The organism is Salinicola sp. 4072 (assembly GCF_036663415.1).
Taxonomy (GTDB): domain Bacteria; phylum Pseudomonadota; class Gammaproteobacteria; order Pseudomonadales; family Halomonadaceae; genus Salinicola; species Salinicola salarius_A.
This window is the reverse complement of sequence record NZ_JAXOVV010000005.1, coordinates 85,756-100,929: the sequence shown is the minus strand read 5'-3', so window position 1 is coordinate 100,929 and position 15,174 is coordinate 85,756. Positions and strand designations below refer to the sequence as shown.

The window sequence follows — 15,174 nt, the reverse complement described above, 5'->3', positions numbered from 1 at the left end:
CCGGAACGTTTCTGCGAATTCCCGGACGTTTTGCTCTTGGCGGCGCACGCGCGCGCTGCAGCGCCCATGATAACGCGATAGTCTCGGGGACGATGAAACCGCAATGGAATTTTCGATGACCGCAACGCATCTTTCTTCGAACGCCTCGCCCGTTTCGACCGTCTCTAACGCCGCGAACGTATCAAACACCTCAATCGTCTGGCAGATGGATCCCATGGCGCTCGACGCGCGCCTGCGCGACTTCCTGCAGGAGGACATCGGCCATGTGGACCTGACCGCCACCCTGATGGTCGACGAAGCCATGACAGGCCGGTTCGAGATGCGCGCGAGAGAGCCGATGACCATCGCCGGGCTCGCTGTCGCGGCACGCGTCTTCTCGCTCTACGACGCCGGTATCGATATCGAACGCCTGTCGGCAGACGGCCAGACGGTGCCTGAGGGTGCCGTGCTGATGCGACTGCAGGGCCCGGCCCGCAGCCTGCTGACCGTGGAGCGTACGGCGCTGAACCTGATCCAGCATCTGTCCGGCATCGCCACGCTCACCGCCCGGTACGTCGAGCGGATTGCCGGGACCGGGGCGCAACTGGTCGATACCCGCAAGACCACCCCCGGCCTGCGCGCGCTGGAAAAACACGCCGTGGCCTGCGGCGGCGGCCGCAACCACCGTCTCGGCCTGGACAGCGGCGTGATGCTGAAAGACAACCACATCGCGGTCTGCGGTGGCATTGCCGAAGCCGTGGCACGGGCCAGATCCCGGGTGCCGGTGCTGACGCGCATCGAGGTGGAGTGCGACCGGCTGGATCAGGTGGAAGAAGCTCTGGCGGCCGGCGCGGACGTGATCATGCTCGACAACATGCCGGTCGAGACGATGCGCCGGGCGGTCGAGCTGGTAAACGGCCGCGTGCCGCTGGAAGCCTCCGGCGGCGTGCGCCTGGAGACGATTCGCGATATCGCCGAAACCGGCGTCGATTTCATCTCGGTCGGTCGTATCACCCAGTCGGCACCGGCAGTCGACATCGGTCTCGATGACGTGGATGCCCCGTCTATGCAGGCGAGTTGACTCGATGTCCTCCACCGACATCAACAATGCCGCCACGGTCGAGGCGTTCGAAACACTGATGACCGGGCTGCTGGATCAGGACTTCGACCTGCGCAAGCCACCCGTGGTCACCTTCTGGTGCGGGGCGGGATTCTCCAAGGCGTGGGACCCGCGCTCGCCCACGGACGGCGAGCTGTTCGCCATCGATCTCGACGACATCCGTGACTTCCCCAACCTCCAGCACGTGATGCACGTCATCGGCTGGGAGGACTACCGCCACCTGGACTTCGAGCGCTTCAAGAACCTGCGCTACGTCCTCGACATGCAGGTGCGCTATCCCGATATCCGCAATCGCTACTTCGACGATCAGAACCTGCGGCTGAGCATCCATGAACTGCGCACGCTGGTCATGCGCCGCTTCAGCGCCGCCTGCGATATCCACAACGTCGACGAGGACACACTACGCTTCACCTCGCCCTACGACAGCGAAGGCCAACGCGCGATCATGCAGTTCTTCGCCTCGCTGGAAGATCGCGCCGGCCGGGCCGGCCTCGACGAGAACTGGCCGCTCTACCACTTCCTGACCACCAACTACGACTTCACCATCGAGACCATTCTCGAGCATGTCTATCGCCAGCAGGCACCGGTATTTGGAAGGCTCTATCGCGGCATCACGCCGCAGCGCATCTGCGGCGGCTCGATCTGGGAGCACCTGCCGCGAACCGTCGACCGCAACGTGATCAAGATCAACGGCGGGTTCGAAATCCTGCCCACGGCCCAGGGGTTCGACTTCGAGTACCGGCGCCGCAGCGATGCGGAGATTCGTCAGGAGCCGCCTCTGCTGATCCTGCCCTCCCAGGTTCAGGACTACGACGAGCCCTACTTCCACCAGGTGTTTCCCAAGGCCGTGCGCCTGCTGCGGGAAACCGACGTGCTGGTGATCGTCGGCTACAGCATGCCGCAGGAGGACTCGCTGGTGCGCTTCATCCTGCGCCAGCTGGCCGAAAGCCCCAACGACGCCAAGGGCAAGCACGTGTTCGTCATCGACACCAAGAACCACGTCACCATCAAGTCACGTCTCGAAGAGATGTTCTTCTACCTTCCGCGCACCGGCTGGCCGCGCGAGCACTACTACAGCGGGCGCTTCGAGGACTTCTGCAAGCAGCTGGCCCGGCACTGACATCATCGGCTGTCATGCCCGGTCGACGATCGCTTATCCTAGGGTCTGTTGACGTTTCAGCGCGAACCGCGTTGCTGAGCCAAATGGCGCCAGGCCAGGCGCGGGATGCAGAGAAGGGTGGTTTCCTTTTCCAATCCCGCAACGCCGCATGGCGCCATTTGCCGCGCAACCCGAAGGGCCGGGCCAGTTTTTGCACGGTGCTGCGTTATTCGTCGTTCATTTGGAACGACCAAACTACGCTCCTCACGCCTTGCCCCGCACAAAAACTGGCTCCGGCGCGGCCGTGCATGAAACGTCAACAGACCCTAGAGACCACGACGCCCCCCGCCCGTTATGGACGACGCGGCATTCCCGCATAACAACGGATGCAACATGCAACATCTCGATCTACAGGTTCTCGATACCGCCCTCGAATGGGCCAATGCCGGCGAGACGATCTGGCTCTGCAGCGTGCTGGCGACGTTCGGCTCCTCGCCGCGCGAGCCCGGCTCGATGCTGGTCGCCAAGGCCGACGGCGCCCATGTCGGTTCGCTCTCCGGCGGCTGCATCGAGGAAGACTTCCTCGGCAAGATCGCCGAAGGGCATTTCGGCGATGCGCTGTCGGTGGTTCGCTACGGTGAAGGAGCCGATGAATCTCCCCAGGTTTCGCTACCCTGCGGCGGCATTCTGGACGTGCTGGTGGAGCGCCTGGCGCCGGATGCCGCCACCCTGACGCATCTTGAAGTGCTGCACGCCACGCTGCTGGGCCAACGTTCGCTGGTGCGCCGGATCGATCTGGAAAGCGGCCGCAAACGCTTCGTCGAAGCGGGAGAAAACGGCCCGCGGGTCGAACGCGACGGCCAGATCGTCCAGCTTCGCGTCGGCCCGGCACTTCGCCTGATCATCGCTGGCATCTCGCCGGTATCGCACTTCTGCGCCGAATTCGCCCGCGCGCTGGGATTCGAAGTGATCGTCTGCGATCCCAGAGAGGAAGCCAGACGCGATTTCCGGATCGAAGGCGTCGAGGTACAGGCGGTGCTGCCGTCGCTGTTCATCGGCTCCGGCGCCACTCACGCCGCCACCGCCATCGTCGCCCTGACCCACGATCCCCGCATCGATGACCTGGCGATGATCGAAGCCGTGCGCACACCGGCGTTCTACATCGGCGTGATGGGATCGAAGCGCACCTCCGAGAAGCGTGCCGAGCGCCTGAAGCGCTCCGGTGGCCTGGATGACGAAGCCGTCGCGCGAATCCACATGCCGATCGGGCTCAATCTCGACAGCAAGACCCCCGCCGAGATCGCCCTCGCCGTGGTCGCCGACATCCTGCGCGTGCGTCGCGGCAAGCCACGCCATGAGCTGTGAATTGTGGTGCAAGGAGCGGTCGCCCGAAATCGTCGCGCTGATCATGGCCGCCGGCGTCTCCCGCCGGTTCGGCAGCGACAAGCGCCGGGCCAGGCTGGACGACGGGCGAACCCTGCTGGAGACGACGCTGGCAACCGCCTCGCAGGTCTATCCGCGATGCTGGCTGGTCATCCGCCCGGAGGATGACTTGGGCGAAGCCCTGGTGGCCTACAACGATCTCCTCCGCATGGCGGCCCCGCATGCGGGCAACGGGCTGGGAGGCAGCCTCGGCGACGCATTTCGAGAGTTGATCTCACAGCAGGACAACGCTGTCGCCGCCGCCGTGATTCTGGCCGACATGCCGTGGTTGAACGCCGCCACCTGTTCACGACTCAACCGGCACGCCGGCCCGGCACGCATCGTCATGCCGCGCCACCAAGGAAAACGTGGCCATCCGGTGCTGTTCGGGCGTGATCTGTGGCCGGCGCTGGCCGAACTGAAGGAAGGGGAAGGCGCCAGAGGCGTCGTGCAGGCAAATCGCCAAGCCGTTCATATCATCGATGTCGACGATGCCGGCATCTGGCGGGACGTCGATACCCCAAGGGATCTTGAAGCACCGGTTTGAGCTGAACCGGAAGGCGTCGATTGGTATCGAACTCGCGGGGCGGGCGGTGGGCCTGGGAATTCAGCCGACGAACTTGTCCCACGCCAACAACCCCCAGGTCACCGCCGCCATGCCCAGGGCCAGCATCACCGCCGCAGAACCGATATCCTTGGCGCGCCCGGAAAGCTCGTGATGCTCCGGGCCGATGCGATCGACGACCGTCTCCACCGCACTGTTGAGCAGCTCGACGATCAACACAAAGACGCAGCTGCCGACCAGTACCAGCCATTCGACGGGGTTCTCGCCGATCCACCAAGCCAACGGCACCAGAATGACGCAGAGCGCTACCTCCTGGCGAAAGGCAGCCTCGTTGCGAAAGGCGGCAACCAGCCCCTTCAACGAGTAGCCCGTGGAGTGAAACAGATGGCGAAAACCGGTATCGCCGGAACGTGATTTCATGGACTCTCTGATTCGACCGCGCTGGCGATCGCCCCCTCGGCAACGAAACGATAGCTCGGCACCGATCCCGGCGCGCCGAAGCCAATTGAATGGCGACGATGGTAGCAGAGCCGCATGACGACATCACCGGCCTCGCATCGAGTCGGCGCCATGCCTGGTTCCTGCCCTACGCGGCCTTTATGCTGGTTTCTCGTCAGTGCGACGTTTTTATCAGCGCGACGCTTTTGTCAGCGCGATGACGGCGCCCCATTTCCAACAAGGTCAACCATGTCTGAACCCAATCCGCTCTATCCGCCTATCGAACCTCACGCCTACGGTCATCTGGATACCGGCGACGGCCATCAGGTCTACTGGGAGCGCTGCGGCAACCCGGACGGCAAGCCGGTGGTCTTTCTCCACGGCGGCCCCGGCGGCGGCTGCAAACCGATCCATCGCCAACTGTTCGACCCGGCGCGCTACGACATCCTGCTGTTCGATCAGCGTGGCTGCGGCCGCTCGACGCCGCACGCGAGCCTCGATAACAACACCACCTGGCATCTGATCGAGGATATGGAACGCCTGCGCGAGATGATCGGTGCCGAACGGTGGCAGGTCTTCGGCGGGTCCTGGGGCTCGACGCTGGCTCTCGCTTACGCCGAGCGGCATCCCGAGCGCGTCAGCGAACTCGTGCTGCGCGGCATCTTCACCATGCGCCAGCAGGAACTCGACTGGTTCTACAAGCACGGCGCGCGCAACATGTTCCCCGAAAAGTGGGAGCGGCTGGTGTCGATTCTTCCCGAGGAACAGCGCGACGATATCATTCCCGCCTTCCACGAACTGCTCAAAGGCGATGATATCGAGCGCCAGCTCGAAGCCGCCCGGCGCTGGAGCGTCTGGGAAGGCGAGACTTCGAAGCTGATCCCCGTCGATGCCACCGCCTCGCATGCCGCCGATCATTTCGCCCTGGCCTTCGCACGGATCGAGAATCACTACTTCATCAACAAGGGGTTCTTCGAATTCGATGACCAGCTGCTACGCCAGGCCGACCGCCTCGCCGGCATTCCCGGCGTCATCATTCACGGCCGCTACGACATGGTCTGCCCGCTTCAGAACGCCTGGGATCTGTCGAAGGCGTGGCCCGATGCCACGCTCGAGACCATCGAGGCGGCCGGCCACGCGTTCAGCGAACCCGAAACCCTGGCCGCCCTGATACGGGCGACCGACCGCTTCGCCGATCGCCGCTGATCCATCATCCGCCGGCTTCCGTATGCTGCCCGGCGCGTCTCAGCGTGACGCGTCGGCGGCGAGCTCCAGAATCGTCGCCGCCACCGCCTGGGCCCGCGGCACGAACGTTTCGAGCCGACAATATTCGTCGTCGGTGTGCATCTTGGCGCCGACCGGACCGGTGCCGCAGAGCGTGGGAATGCCCAGGCTCGCCGTGGTGCCGGCGTCTGAACAGCCGCCGGTGAACTCGCCCTCGACGCTGAAGCCGAGCTTCTCGGCCTGCGCCCGATAACGCGCGAACAGCGCCTCGCTCATGGCCGGCTCCATCGGCAGGAAGCCGGAGGTCTGGCGGATCGTCGCCTGCGTTCCGGGGACTTCTTCCTCGGCGATGATCGCTTCGATCGCCGCCAGCAACTCGACACGCTGCTGGTTGGTGACGAAGCGCGTATCCAGCTGCGCCGTCGCCAAGGGAGCCACGGTATTGCGCGAGACGCCGCCCTCGATCAGACCGACATTGGTGGTCACACCGCTGTCGTAGTCGGTCAGCGCGTGCAGCTTGATGATCTTGCGCGCCAGCGTCTCGATGGCACTGGCACCGTCGGCGTGGCTGACGCCGGAGTGCGCAGCCACACCGGTCACCTCGATCTGGAAGGCGGCGCCGCCCTTGCGCCCGGTCACCACGTTGCCGCTGATCCTGCCGGGTTCGGCATTGAGCACGGCCCGCGCCCCGCTGGCCGCTTCGCGAATGAACGCCGTGCCGTCGCGGGAGCCGATCTCCTCGTCCGCAGTGAACAGCGCCCGCACCGGGAACGGCAGCGGTGCCAGCCGCTTGAGCGCTCGCAACACGAAGATATTCAGCACCAGGCCGGCCTTCATGTCGGCAACACCGGGGCCATAGCCGATATCGCCCTCACGTGTGAAGCCGCGTTCGGCCACCGTGCCGGTGGGGAATACCGTATCCCGATGCCCCATCATCAGCACGTGGCCGACGCTGGCGTCGCTGCCATCGCCTTCCAGCCGCGCCTCGAGAATATCGCCGGATTCCGGCCGCGGCGTACGCGTGACGTCGATACCGTCGGCCTCCAGCCACTCGACGATGACGTCCGCCACCGCATCGGTGCCGGCCTTGTCATAGCTGTTGGAGTCGATATCGACCAGTGTCTTCAGGCACTCGATCATCTCCGCCTGCTGGCTGGCGAGCCAGTCGCAGGCCGTGGTCATCATCGTCTCCGCGTCATTCAGCGATGCCATCGTTCGCGCTCCTTCACTATGTCTCGGCCCTGTTCGGCCAGGTCCCACCATAACCCGGCCATGATACCCAGACCTTCCCGCACGATGCTCGCCAGCGCGTGTTCGTCAGGGGCGTGCTGGGAACAGGCAGGATAGGAGTGCGGCACCCACAGCGTCGGCAGGCCGAGCGTCTCGGCAAAGATATCGTTGGGGAGCGAACCGCCCAGGTTGGGCAGCAGCGTCGGTGTCTTGCCGCTGGATTCCCGCATCGATGCCAGTGCCCAGGTCACCCAAGGGTCCGTCGGATCGAGCCGCGTCGCGTTCATCTGCGACATGCGCGCGCTGCTTACCTCCACATCCTCGAAGCCGTGAGCGTCGAGATGCTGGCGCAGGTGATCGAGGAAGCATTCACGGTCGCTGCCGACGACGAAGCGCAGCTGGCAGTGTGCGTAGGCCTCGCCGGGAATGGCGTTGACCGGCGCCTCCGGGTTGCCGGCCTTGATCGCCAGCAGCTCCAGGGTGTTCCAGGCAAACAGCCGTTCCGACGGCAACAGGCCCGGCTCGCCCCAGTTCGGGTCGATCGGGGGGTCGCCCGGCGTCGCGCCGACTTCCAGGGAAGCAACGGCCTCCTTCACGGCAGCAGGAATGGCTGGCGGTCGCAGACCGTCGATCAGGATCCTGCCGTGGGCATCGACCAGCGTAGACCAGGCGTTGGCGAGCCGCGTCGCCGGATTGGAGAGCACCCCGCCCCAGTTGCCGGAGTGGTGGGCACCGTCGCGGGCACGCAGGCGCAGGTCGAAATTGAACGAGCCGCGGGAGCCGAGGAAGAGCGTCGGAGAGCCCGCCGACAGGCGCGGGCCGTCGGAAGCGATGAACAGATCCGCCGACAGACGATCGCGATGCGCTTCGCAGACGGCCTTCAAGCCTGGCGAGCCGGTCTCCTCCCCCATCTCCAGGATCAACTTGACGTTGTAACCCAGCGTGCCGCCGCGCGCGGCTATGACGCTTTCCAGCGCGGCGAGATTGAGCGTGTGCTGGCCCTTGTTGTCGGCGGTGCCGCGGCCGTACCAGCGCTCGCCTTCGACCACGATCCGCCACGGCGAAAGCCCCTCGCGCCACTGCCCGTCGTAACCCCGCACCACATCGCCGTGGCCGTAGGTCAGCAGCGTCAGCGCCGCCTCGGCCTCGATACGCTCGGCCAGCAGGAACGGCCCGAATCCGTCGACCGGGTTGTCGACGATCTCCCAGGTGAAGCCCAGCTTCTCGATATCGGGAATCACGAAATCGGTCAGATAGCGCCGCAGTTCGTCGTCGCGCCCGGCCTCCTGGCTTTCGCTGCGTACCGCGACGCGGGCCTCGAGCTGGCGCAGGAAGTCGCCGCTGTCGAAGGCTTGCCAGGCGTGTTGCAGCGCTTGTGATCGCGCCATGAATCTCTCCTCGTTGACTAGGAACACTCGTTGAACTGGCGATCGCCGTGGGGGGCGGTTCAAGCCAGATGGCAGGCCACCCGGGCGTTATCGCCCCGAATATCTTCCAGCCGCGGCCGTTGCTGCCGGCAGGTCGCCTGCGCCTTGGGGCAGCGCGGATGGAAGGCACAGCCGGCGGGCGGATCGCTAGGGTCCGGCGTGGCGTCGCCCAGCCCGATATACGGCACGCCCAGCCCCGGCTCCGGGGTCAGTGCGGAATCCAGCAGCGCCCGGGTATAAGGGTGACGTGGCGAGCCGAAGATCTGCTCCCGCGTGCCCTCCTCGACGATGCGGCCCAGATACATCACCGCGACCCGGTCGACCAGATGCTCGACCACGGCCAGATCATGGCTGATGAACAGGTAGGTCAGCCCGAACTCGGCCTTGAGATCGAGCAGCAGATTGAGGATCTGCGCCTGGACCGAGGCGTCCAGCGCCGAGGTCGGCTCGTCGCAGATCACGATGTCCGGACGCATGACCAGCGCGCGGGCGATCGCCACGCGCTGACGCTGCCCGCCGGAAAGCTGGCCGGGAAACTGCTCGGCGGCGCGCCGGGGCAGACCCACCACATCCAGGGTTTCGGCGACACGCGCCGCCTGCTCGCGAGGCGTGCCAATGCCATGCACCCGCAGCGGCAAGCCGACGATCTGGGCGATTCGCTTACGCGGATTGAGCGAAGAGTATGGATCCTGGAAGATCGGCTGAATGTGGCGGGCCAACGCCTTCTGATCGGCGCCCCGTACCGGCCTGCCATCGACCAGCACGTCGCCGTCGCTCGGCGTCGTCAGCCCCAGCAGCATCTTGGCCAGCGTGCTCTTGCCGCAGCCCGACTCGCCAACGAGCCCCATGACCTGGCCGCGCGGAATCCGCAGCGAAACATTGCTGACCGCACCGAGCGTGCGTCCGCGCTTGAACAGGCCCCCGCCCAGGGTGAAGGTTTTCGAGAGCCCGCAAAGCTCCAGCGCCGGGGTGACGGCACGGGATACCGAAGCGGAGTCCGACGGCAACGGGCGGGATTCGGCTACCTCGGTGATGGGTTGTGCGTTCATGAAATGGTCTCCGGTGGACGCGGTGCCGGTACCGGCCGGTCGGCATAGTGACAGCGGGCGCGATGATCGCCGGACAGGGACATCAACGGCGGGGTCCGCTCACAGGTCGGCTGCGCCTGCGGGCAGCGATTGCGAAAGGCGCATCCCTCGACATGCCCCACCAGGCTGGGCACGACGCCCGGGATCGCCTGCAGCCGACTGCCGGGCGGCGTCTTGCCCGGCGCGGGAATGCAGCTCAACAGCCCGCGGGTGTAGGGATGAGCCGGATTGGCATAGAGTGCCGGCGTGGGTGCCGATTCGATCACCTCGCCGGCGTACATCACCGCCACCCGATCGGCGATGCGCGCCACGACCCCAAGGTCATGAGTGATGAAGATCACCGCAGTGCCGAACTCCTGCTGCAGCTCCCGCAGCAGACGCAGGATCTGTGCCTGGATCGTCACGTCGAGCGCGGTGGTCGGCTCGTCGGCGATGATCAGATCCGGCTCGCACATCAGCGCCATGGCGATCATCACGCGCTGGCGCAGCCCGCCGGAGAGCTGATGCGGATACTGGTTCAAACGGTCTTTCGCAGCACTGATGCCGACGCGCTCCAGCAGATAGATCGCCCGCTCGCGCGCCTCCTGCCGGCTGACGCCGCGATGACGAATCAGCCCTTCGCAGAGCTGGTTGCCCAGGGTGTAGGCAGGGTTGAGCGCGGTCATCGGCTCCTGGAAGATCATCGACATTCGCGCCCCGCGCAGATCACTGCGGCGACGCTCGGAAAGCGTGGTCAGGTCGATGCCGTCGAACTGGAGGCGATCGGCCTTGAGCCTGGCCTTGCAAGGCAGCAACCCCATCAGGGCCAGCGAAGTCATCGACTTGCCGCAGCCGGACTCCCCCACCAGACAGAGCATCTCGCCACGCTCGACATGAAAATCGATCCCGCGCACGGCGTGCAGCGTACCCGCCTCCACCGGCAGGTCGACGCGCAGGTTGTTCACTTCGAGTAATGGCATCAGTTGCGCCCTCCCGGTGCATTGAGATCCCGCAGCCCATCGCCGAGCAAATTGATCGCCAATACCAGCACGAACAGCGCAATACCGGGAATCGCGATGACCCAAGGTTGGAAGAACATGTAGGCCTTGCCCTCGGCGACCATAAGCCCCCAGGACGGCAGCGGCGGCTGGACGCCCATGCCGAGAAACGACAGCGTCGCCTCGAGCAGGATCGCGTGAGCCATTTCTAGGGTCATCACCACGATCAGGGAGCCGGCGATGTTGGGCAGCACTTCGCGCAGCAGGATATAGGGCAGCGAACAGCCCAGCGTACGTGCCGCGTAGACATATTCGGCATCGCGCATCTGTTGAGTGACCGAGCGCGAGACGACCGCAAAGCGATCCCACAGCAACAGCCCCAGCAGCACGATCACAGTGGTCAGCGAGCCGCCGGTTAGCGAGGCCAGCGCCAGCGCCACCAGCACCACCGGCATTGCCAGTCGCGTGGTAATGACGTAACTGATGACCGCATCCACGCGGCCACCGAAATAGCCGGCCAGCACGCCCAGCGTGGTGCCGATGACGCCAGAGATCAGCGCGACCACCAGCCCGATGGTCAGCGAAATGCGGGTGCCGAAGAGCAGCCGGCTCAAGGTGTCGCGGCCCAGTTTGTCGGTGCCCAGTACATGCTCCCAGGAACCCTCGTCATGCCAGACCGGCGGAACCATGCGATTGGCGATGTCCTGGTGATACGGATCATGCGGCGCCAGCAGCGGCGCGAAGATGGCGATCAGGATCGCCAGCCCGACCACGATCAGGCCGATCGCCAGGCCACGATGGCCGAACAGTCGCCGCGTCACTCGCGACCAGGCCGGTGGCTGCAGCGAAATTTCGCCGAGGCCAGTGCCAGGCGTCGAGGCTGAAGAAGCGGTTGGCGAAACGCTCGAAGTCGTCATGTCGTTCTCCTCAGCGGGTGCGAATGCGGGGATCGAGCGCGGCGTTGGCGACGTCCGCCAGCAATGTCAGCACGATGTAGAACAGCGCGATGATCAGCACCACGGCCTGCACCACGGGATAGTCGTTGCGCGAGATGGCGTCCCAGGCCAGCTGCCCCAGGCCGTTGAGCGAGAAGACCGATTCGATGACCACCGAACCGCCGAGCATGAAGCCGAGCTCGACGGCAGCCAGCGCGACCACCGGGATGATCGCGTTGCGCAGCGCGTGCTTGAAGATCACCGACCCGGTGCGCAGCCCCTTGGCGCGTGCCGTGCGGATATAGTCGGACTCGAGTACCTCGAGCATGCCGGTACGCGTCAGCCGCATCATCGCGGGTGTGGCGTAGTAGCCCAGCGCTATCGCCGGAAGCACGAAATGCTGCCAGCCGTCGCTGCCCGCCGCCGGCAGCCATTGCAGCGTCACCGCGAAGACCACGATCAGTGTCAGGCCGAACCAGAAGCTCGGCATCGCCTGCCCGACCACCGCGAACAGCAGTGCCAGCCGATCGATCCAGGTATCGCGCTTGAGCGCCGCCAGCACGCCCAGCGGAATCGAGATGCCTACCGCCAGCGCCAGCGCGAGACCGCCCAGCGTCAGCGTGACCGGCATGCGATCCACGATCAGGTCGACCACCGTGCTCTGGTAGTAATAGGAGCGGCCAAAGTCGAAGGTCAGCGCATCACCCAACCAATCCAGGTACTGGCTGACGATCGGCCGATCGAGGCCGTAATCCACCCGGATCTGCTCCACCTGTTCGGCGGTGGCCTCTGGCCCGGCGATCGAGGTCGCCAGATCGCCGGAAAGGTGCAGCAGCATGAAGCTGACGATCGAGATGGTCAGCGCCACGCTCATCGCGACCAGAATCCGGCGGACGATGAAAGTGCCCATGGAACCTCCTCACGCCACGCGGCCTCCTCCTCGTCGAGTCGAGGCCGCGCGGACGGGTTGCGGATATCGGAAAGCGTTACTTCCAGCTGGCCTCGGCAAAACGGGGCAGCTCATCCGGATAGGGCGTGAAGTTCAGATCCGAGGTGTAGGCATAGTAGGTGGAGTAGGAGAACAGCGGTGCCCAGTAGGCCTGCTCCGAGATCCGCTGGAGCGCCTTGCGGTAGTTTTCCTTGCGCATCTCGGGATCGACGGAAGTGTCGGCGGTGTGAAGCCACTGCTGGACCTGTTCGTCCTGCCAGTGGTCGTCGGCGCCGCCGCCGAAATAGACGCTGGTGAACGCGGAGACGTCGTTGACCGAGTAGGATCCCCAGGTCTTGAACGACATGTCGGTGTTGCCGCCACGCTGCTGTTCGAGCAGCGCCGGCGAGGTCATGAAGCGCAGATTGACATCGATGCCGATGTCGCGCAGATCGCCGATCATCGCCTCGGCGTAGTCCCGTTCGCGATAGGCGTAGAGGTCCAGCTCGAAGCCGTCGCCGTAGCCGGCATCCGCCAGCAGCTGGCGCGCCTTGTCGGGGTCATAGGCATACTCGACCACATCCTGGGTCTCGCAGCCGAACTGGGCGGGAAAACAGGGTGCATAGAGCGGGCGACTGCCGCCCCGCACCAGATTGTCCGCCATGCCCTGTCGGTTGATCGCATGGTTGATCGCCTGACGTACCTCGAGATGGCTCAAGGGCGAATTCTCGCGCCTGGCGGCATCGAAGGAGATATATGCGACACGCATGGTCTCGCCGCTGTCCACGGTCAGGTTGGGCATGCTCTGCATCTGCTCGGCCTGATCCGCCGGCACACGCCAGATCCAGTCGACCTGTCCGGTCATCAACTGCGCCACGCGAGAGTCCTGATCGGGAATCACCTTGAACTCGAGCTTGCCGATATGCGGCTTGCCGATCGGGCTGTCGGCAAAGTAGTCGTCGTTGCGGGTCAGCTTGACGCCCTCGCCCGGCGTCACTTCGGTAATCCGATAGGGGCCGGTACCGATCGGCTTCTTGCTGAAACCTTCGAGACCGACTTCCTGGAAGTACTGGTCCGGGAAAACCGGAAGCGGCCCGGAGAGATACTCCAGCGCCGCCGGGAAAGGCCCGTTGAGATGGAAGCGAACATGGGTATCGTCGATCTTCTCCACGCTCTCGATCCAGTCGACGTTCTGGCGCGTGACCACCTTCGAGTCCGGCGACACCACGTAGTTGAAGGTGAAGACGACGTCGTCGGCATTGAACGGCTCGCCGTTCTGGAACGAGACGCCCTGGCGCAGCGTCATCTCCAGCGTGGTGTCATCGACCCACTGCCAATCGGTAGCGAGCATCGGCTCGTAGTCGTTGGTCTCGGGGTTGCGGTAGACCAGCGTATCCCACGCCAGGTGCGAGATGATCACCCCTTCCCGCAGGTTGTTGTGATAGGGGCTGATGTTCTCGGGTTCGCTGTCGGAAGCGTAGACCAGCGTATCGTTGGCCTTGTTGGCCAGCGCAGGCAGCGACAGGCAGCACAGCGCCGTGCCGGCCACGATATGGCGAAGCGTCAGGTTAGAGCGCATATCAACCTCGTTCTTGTGTTGTTGGACGAGAGTCTGTTATCGGACGAGAGCCCGGCGTATCACCGGCAGCGTCTTCCCCAGCGGCCCTGTCGTTGTGTTGTTGAACCGCCTTCGGGTCGACGCCTTTTCACTCGACGCTATCGAACGCCTATCCATGCCACAAGTACAATGTTTAGAATCAACCATTGCCATTTCGGCAAACTTTAATAAAAACAATGGGGAGCATTTCATGTCCGGTATTCGTGGAGATGAATAGCCGCGCGCTGCAGGAAACCGCCCTGCGCTATTTCCTGACGGTGGTCAAAAGCGGTTCGATCAGCGAGGCCTCGGTTCGGCTCAATGTCGCCGCCTCGGCGATCAGCCGGCAGATCGCACGTCTCGAACACGAGCTCGGTACCCAGCTGTTCGAACGGCGCGCCAGAGGCATGGTGCCGAGTGCCGCCGGGGAGCTGCTGGCTGCACATGCCAGGCGAATGCAACTGGAAACCGAACGCGTGGCCAGCGAAATTCAGGCCCTGCAGGGGCTCGAACGCGGCACGGTGCGCCTGGCCTGTTCGGAAGGGTTCGCGGTCGATTTCATCCCGCTGACGATCATCGAGTTTCGACGCCGTTATCAGGGCATCCAGTTTCGGCTCAGCGTGAGTTCGCCGGCCGAAGTGACGCGCAAGGTGCGCGAGGGAGAAGCGGATATCGGCTTGACCTTCAGTCTGGCGCCCGAGCGCGACATCCAGGTGGCGTCACGCCAGCGTTCGCGCATTCAGGCACTGATGGCCCACGACCATCCGCTGGCCGGTCGACGACAGGTAACGCTGGCGCAGCTGCAGCCGCATCCGGTCGCCCTGCCGCCGCCCGAAACCACGCTGCGCCAGCTGTTCGATATCTGCTGCAGTCAACAGAACCTGATCTTCGAATCGATCTTCACCAGCAACTACACCGAGGCGCTGGTGAATTTCGCCATGCTGGGTGGCGGCATTGCACTGGCCGGCGAAATCTCGATTCGGCATCGGCTACTACACGATCGGCTGGTGGCGGTGCCCATCCGCGATGGGGGGATGGATGCCCGCCACGTGGAGCTGCAGACACTGGCCAACCGTACGCTACCGGCGGCGACCGAGGCGTTTCTCGAACACCTCAAGGCGATGATGGAAGCCGGCAAGCCATGA

General features: G+C 64.7%; 15 protein-coding genes. 6 read left to right on the top strand and 9 right to left on the bottom strand.

All coding sequences use genetic code 11. The features are described from left to right. Nucleotides 1–214 precede the first annotated feature (214 nt). The 4 genes from nadC to R3F72_RS05925 all read left to right on the top strand — a co-directional run bounded on the left by nadC (nt 215) and on the right by R3F72_RS05925 (nt 4,167). Nucleotides 215–1,060 carry a carboxylating nicotinate-nucleotide diphosphorylase gene (nadC, locus tag R3F72_RS05940; protein ID WP_332779166.1) on the top strand — a complete coding sequence of 282 codons (846 nt, stop codon included), beginning with the start codon at nt 215–217 and terminating at the stop codon, nt 1,058–1,060. Nucleotides 1,061–1,064: 4 nt separating this feature from the next. Further along, a complete protein-coding gene (locus R3F72_RS05935) occupies nt 1,065–2,219 on the top strand; it encodes an SIR2 family protein (RefSeq protein ID WP_332779165.1) in 1,155 nt (384 codons plus the stop codon). Between the two features lie 372 nt (nt 2,220–2,591). Next, entirely contained in the window at nt 2,592–3,563 is a 972-nt protein-coding gene (locus R3F72_RS05930) for an XdhC family protein (RefSeq protein WP_332779164.1), read from the top strand. Then, nucleotides 3,553–4,167, top strand: coding sequence for a nucleotidyltransferase family protein (locus R3F72_RS05925; RefSeq protein ID WP_332779163.1), 615 nt, complete (start codon nt 3,553–3,555; stop codon nt 4,165–4,167). Before R3F72_RS05930 ends, R3F72_RS05925 begins: the two co-directional genes overlap by 11 nt. A 60-nt stretch (nt 4,168–4,227) precedes the next feature. On the opposite strand, the gene R3F72_RS05920 is transcribed toward R3F72_RS05925, so the two are convergent. Together R3F72_RS05920 and R3F72_RS05915 are read right to left on the bottom strand one after the other, a co-directional pair. Further along, nucleotides 4,228–4,605: a diacylglycerol kinase gene (locus tag R3F72_RS05920; protein ID WP_087718399.1), complete on the bottom strand. Its 378-nt coding sequence runs from the start codon at nt 4,603–4,605 to the stop codon at nt 4,228–4,230. Then, on the bottom strand, nt 4,602–4,757 hold the full coding sequence (locus tag R3F72_RS05915) for a hypothetical protein (protein ID WP_332779162.1): 156 nt from the start codon (nt 4,755–4,757) through the stop codon (nt 4,602–4,604). The genes R3F72_RS05920 and R3F72_RS05915 overlap by 4 nt, the downstream gene beginning before the upstream one ends. 115 nt (nt 4,758–4,872) lie before the next feature. Between R3F72_RS05915 and pip the strand changes: the two genes are divergently transcribed. Next, the gene (gene pip / locus R3F72_RS05910) at nt 4,873–5,829 is read left to right on the top strand and encodes a prolyl aminopeptidase (protein WP_332779161.1); all 957 of its coding nucleotides are present in this window, start codon (nt 4,873–4,875) and stop codon (nt 5,827–5,829) included. Nucleotides 5,830–5,868: 39 nt separating this feature from the next. Here the strand turns inward: pip and R3F72_RS05905 are convergent, their stop codons facing one another. The 7 genes from R3F72_RS05905 to R3F72_RS05875 all read right to left on the bottom strand — a co-directional run bounded on the left by R3F72_RS05905 (nt 5,869) and on the right by R3F72_RS05875 (nt 14,011). Further along, a complete protein-coding gene (locus tag R3F72_RS05905) occupies nt 5,869–7,059 on the bottom strand; it encodes a M20 family metallopeptidase (RefSeq protein ID WP_332779160.1) in 1,191 nt (396 codons plus the stop codon). Further along, nucleotides 7,047–8,465: a M20 family metallopeptidase gene (locus R3F72_RS05900; protein WP_332779159.1), complete on the bottom strand. Its 1,419-nt coding sequence runs from the start codon at nt 8,463–8,465 to the stop codon at nt 7,047–7,049. Before R3F72_RS05900 ends, R3F72_RS05905 begins: the two co-directional genes overlap by 13 nt. Before the next feature lie 59 nt (nt 8,466–8,524). After that, nucleotides 8,525–9,553, bottom strand: coding sequence for an ABC transporter ATP-binding protein (locus tag R3F72_RS05895; protein ID WP_332779158.1), 1,029 nt, complete (start codon nt 9,551–9,553; stop codon nt 8,525–8,527). Continuing rightward, nucleotides 9,550–10,551, bottom strand: a complete 1,002-nt coding sequence (locus tag R3F72_RS05890) for an ABC transporter ATP-binding protein (RefSeq protein ID WP_332779157.1) — start codon at nt 10,549–10,551, stop codon at nt 9,550–9,552. The genes R3F72_RS05895 and R3F72_RS05890 overlap by 4 nt, the downstream gene beginning before the upstream one ends. Continuing rightward, complete coding sequence (locus tag R3F72_RS05885) at nt 10,551–11,486, bottom strand: ABC transporter permease (protein WP_332779156.1); 936 nt, start codon at nt 11,484–11,486, stop codon at nt 10,551–10,553. The genes R3F72_RS05890 and R3F72_RS05885 overlap by 1 nt, the downstream gene beginning before the upstream one ends. Before the next feature lie 10 nt (nt 11,487–11,496). Then, entirely contained in the window at nt 11,497–12,414 is a 918-nt protein-coding gene (locus R3F72_RS05880; RefSeq protein ID WP_303854613.1) for an ABC transporter permease, read from the bottom strand. A 76-nt stretch (nt 12,415–12,490) separates the two neighbouring features. Further along, nucleotides 12,491–14,011, bottom strand: a complete 1,521-nt coding sequence (locus R3F72_RS05875) for an ABC transporter substrate-binding protein (protein ID WP_087718393.1) — start codon at nt 14,009–14,011, stop codon at nt 12,491–12,493. A gap of 248 nt (nt 14,012–14,259) precedes the next feature. Between R3F72_RS05875 and R3F72_RS05870 the strand changes: the two genes are divergently transcribed. Then, nucleotides 14,260–15,174: a LysR family transcriptional regulator gene (locus R3F72_RS05870; RefSeq protein ID WP_087718392.1), complete on the top strand. Its 915-nt coding sequence runs from the start codon at nt 14,260–14,262 to the stop codon at nt 15,172–15,174.

Coding starts and splice junctions, on each gene's coding strand:
- nadC (WP_332779166.1), top strand. CDS start 215: ATGGCGCTCGACGCGCGCCTGCGCGACTTCCTGCAGGAGGACATCGGC.
- R3F72_RS05935 (WP_332779165.1), top strand. CDS start 1,065: ATGTCCTCCACCGACATCAACAATGCCGCCACGGTCGAGGCGTTCGAA.
- R3F72_RS05930 (WP_332779164.1), top strand. CDS start 2,592: ATGCAACATCTCGATCTACAGGTTCTCGATACCGCCCTCGAATGGGCC.
- R3F72_RS05925 (WP_332779163.1), top strand. CDS start 3,553: ATGAGCTGTGAATTGTGGTGCAAGGAGCGGTCGCCCGAAATCGTCGCG.
- R3F72_RS05920 (WP_087718399.1), bottom strand. CDS start 4,605: ATGAAATCACGTTCCGGCGATACCGGTTTTCGCCATCTGTTTCACTCC.
- R3F72_RS05915 (WP_332779162.1), bottom strand. CDS start 4,757: ATGGCGCCGACTCGATGCGAGGCCGGTGATGTCGTCATGCGGCTCTGC.
- pip (WP_332779161.1), top strand. CDS start 4,873: ATGTCTGAACCCAATCCGCTCTATCCGCCTATCGAACCTCACGCCTAC.
- R3F72_RS05905 (WP_332779160.1), bottom strand. CDS start 7,059: ATGGCATCGCTGAATGACGCGGAGACGATGATGACCACGGCCTGCGAC.
- R3F72_RS05900 (WP_332779159.1), bottom strand. CDS start 8,465: ATGGCGCGATCACAAGCGCTGCAACACGCCTGGCAAGCCTTCGACAGC.
- R3F72_RS05895 (WP_332779158.1), bottom strand. CDS start 9,553: ATGAACGCACAACCCATCACCGAGGTAGCCGAATCCCGCCCGTTGCCG.
- R3F72_RS05890 (WP_332779157.1), bottom strand. CDS start 10,551: ATGCCATTACTCGAAGTGAACAACCTGCGCGTCGACCTGCCGGTGGAG.
- R3F72_RS05885 (WP_332779156.1), bottom strand. CDS start 11,486: ATGACGACTTCGAGCGTTTCGCCAACCGCTTCTTCAGCCTCGACGCCT.
- R3F72_RS05880 (WP_303854613.1), bottom strand. CDS start 12,414: ATGGGCACTTTCATCGTCCGCCGGATTCTGGTCGCGATGAGCGTGGCG.
- R3F72_RS05875 (WP_087718393.1), bottom strand. CDS start 14,011: ATGCGCTCTAACCTGACGCTTCGCCATATCGTGGCCGGCACGGCGCTG.
- R3F72_RS05870 (WP_087718392.1), top strand. CDS start 14,260: ATGAATAGCCGCGCGCTGCAGGAAACCGCCCTGCGCTATTTCCTGACG.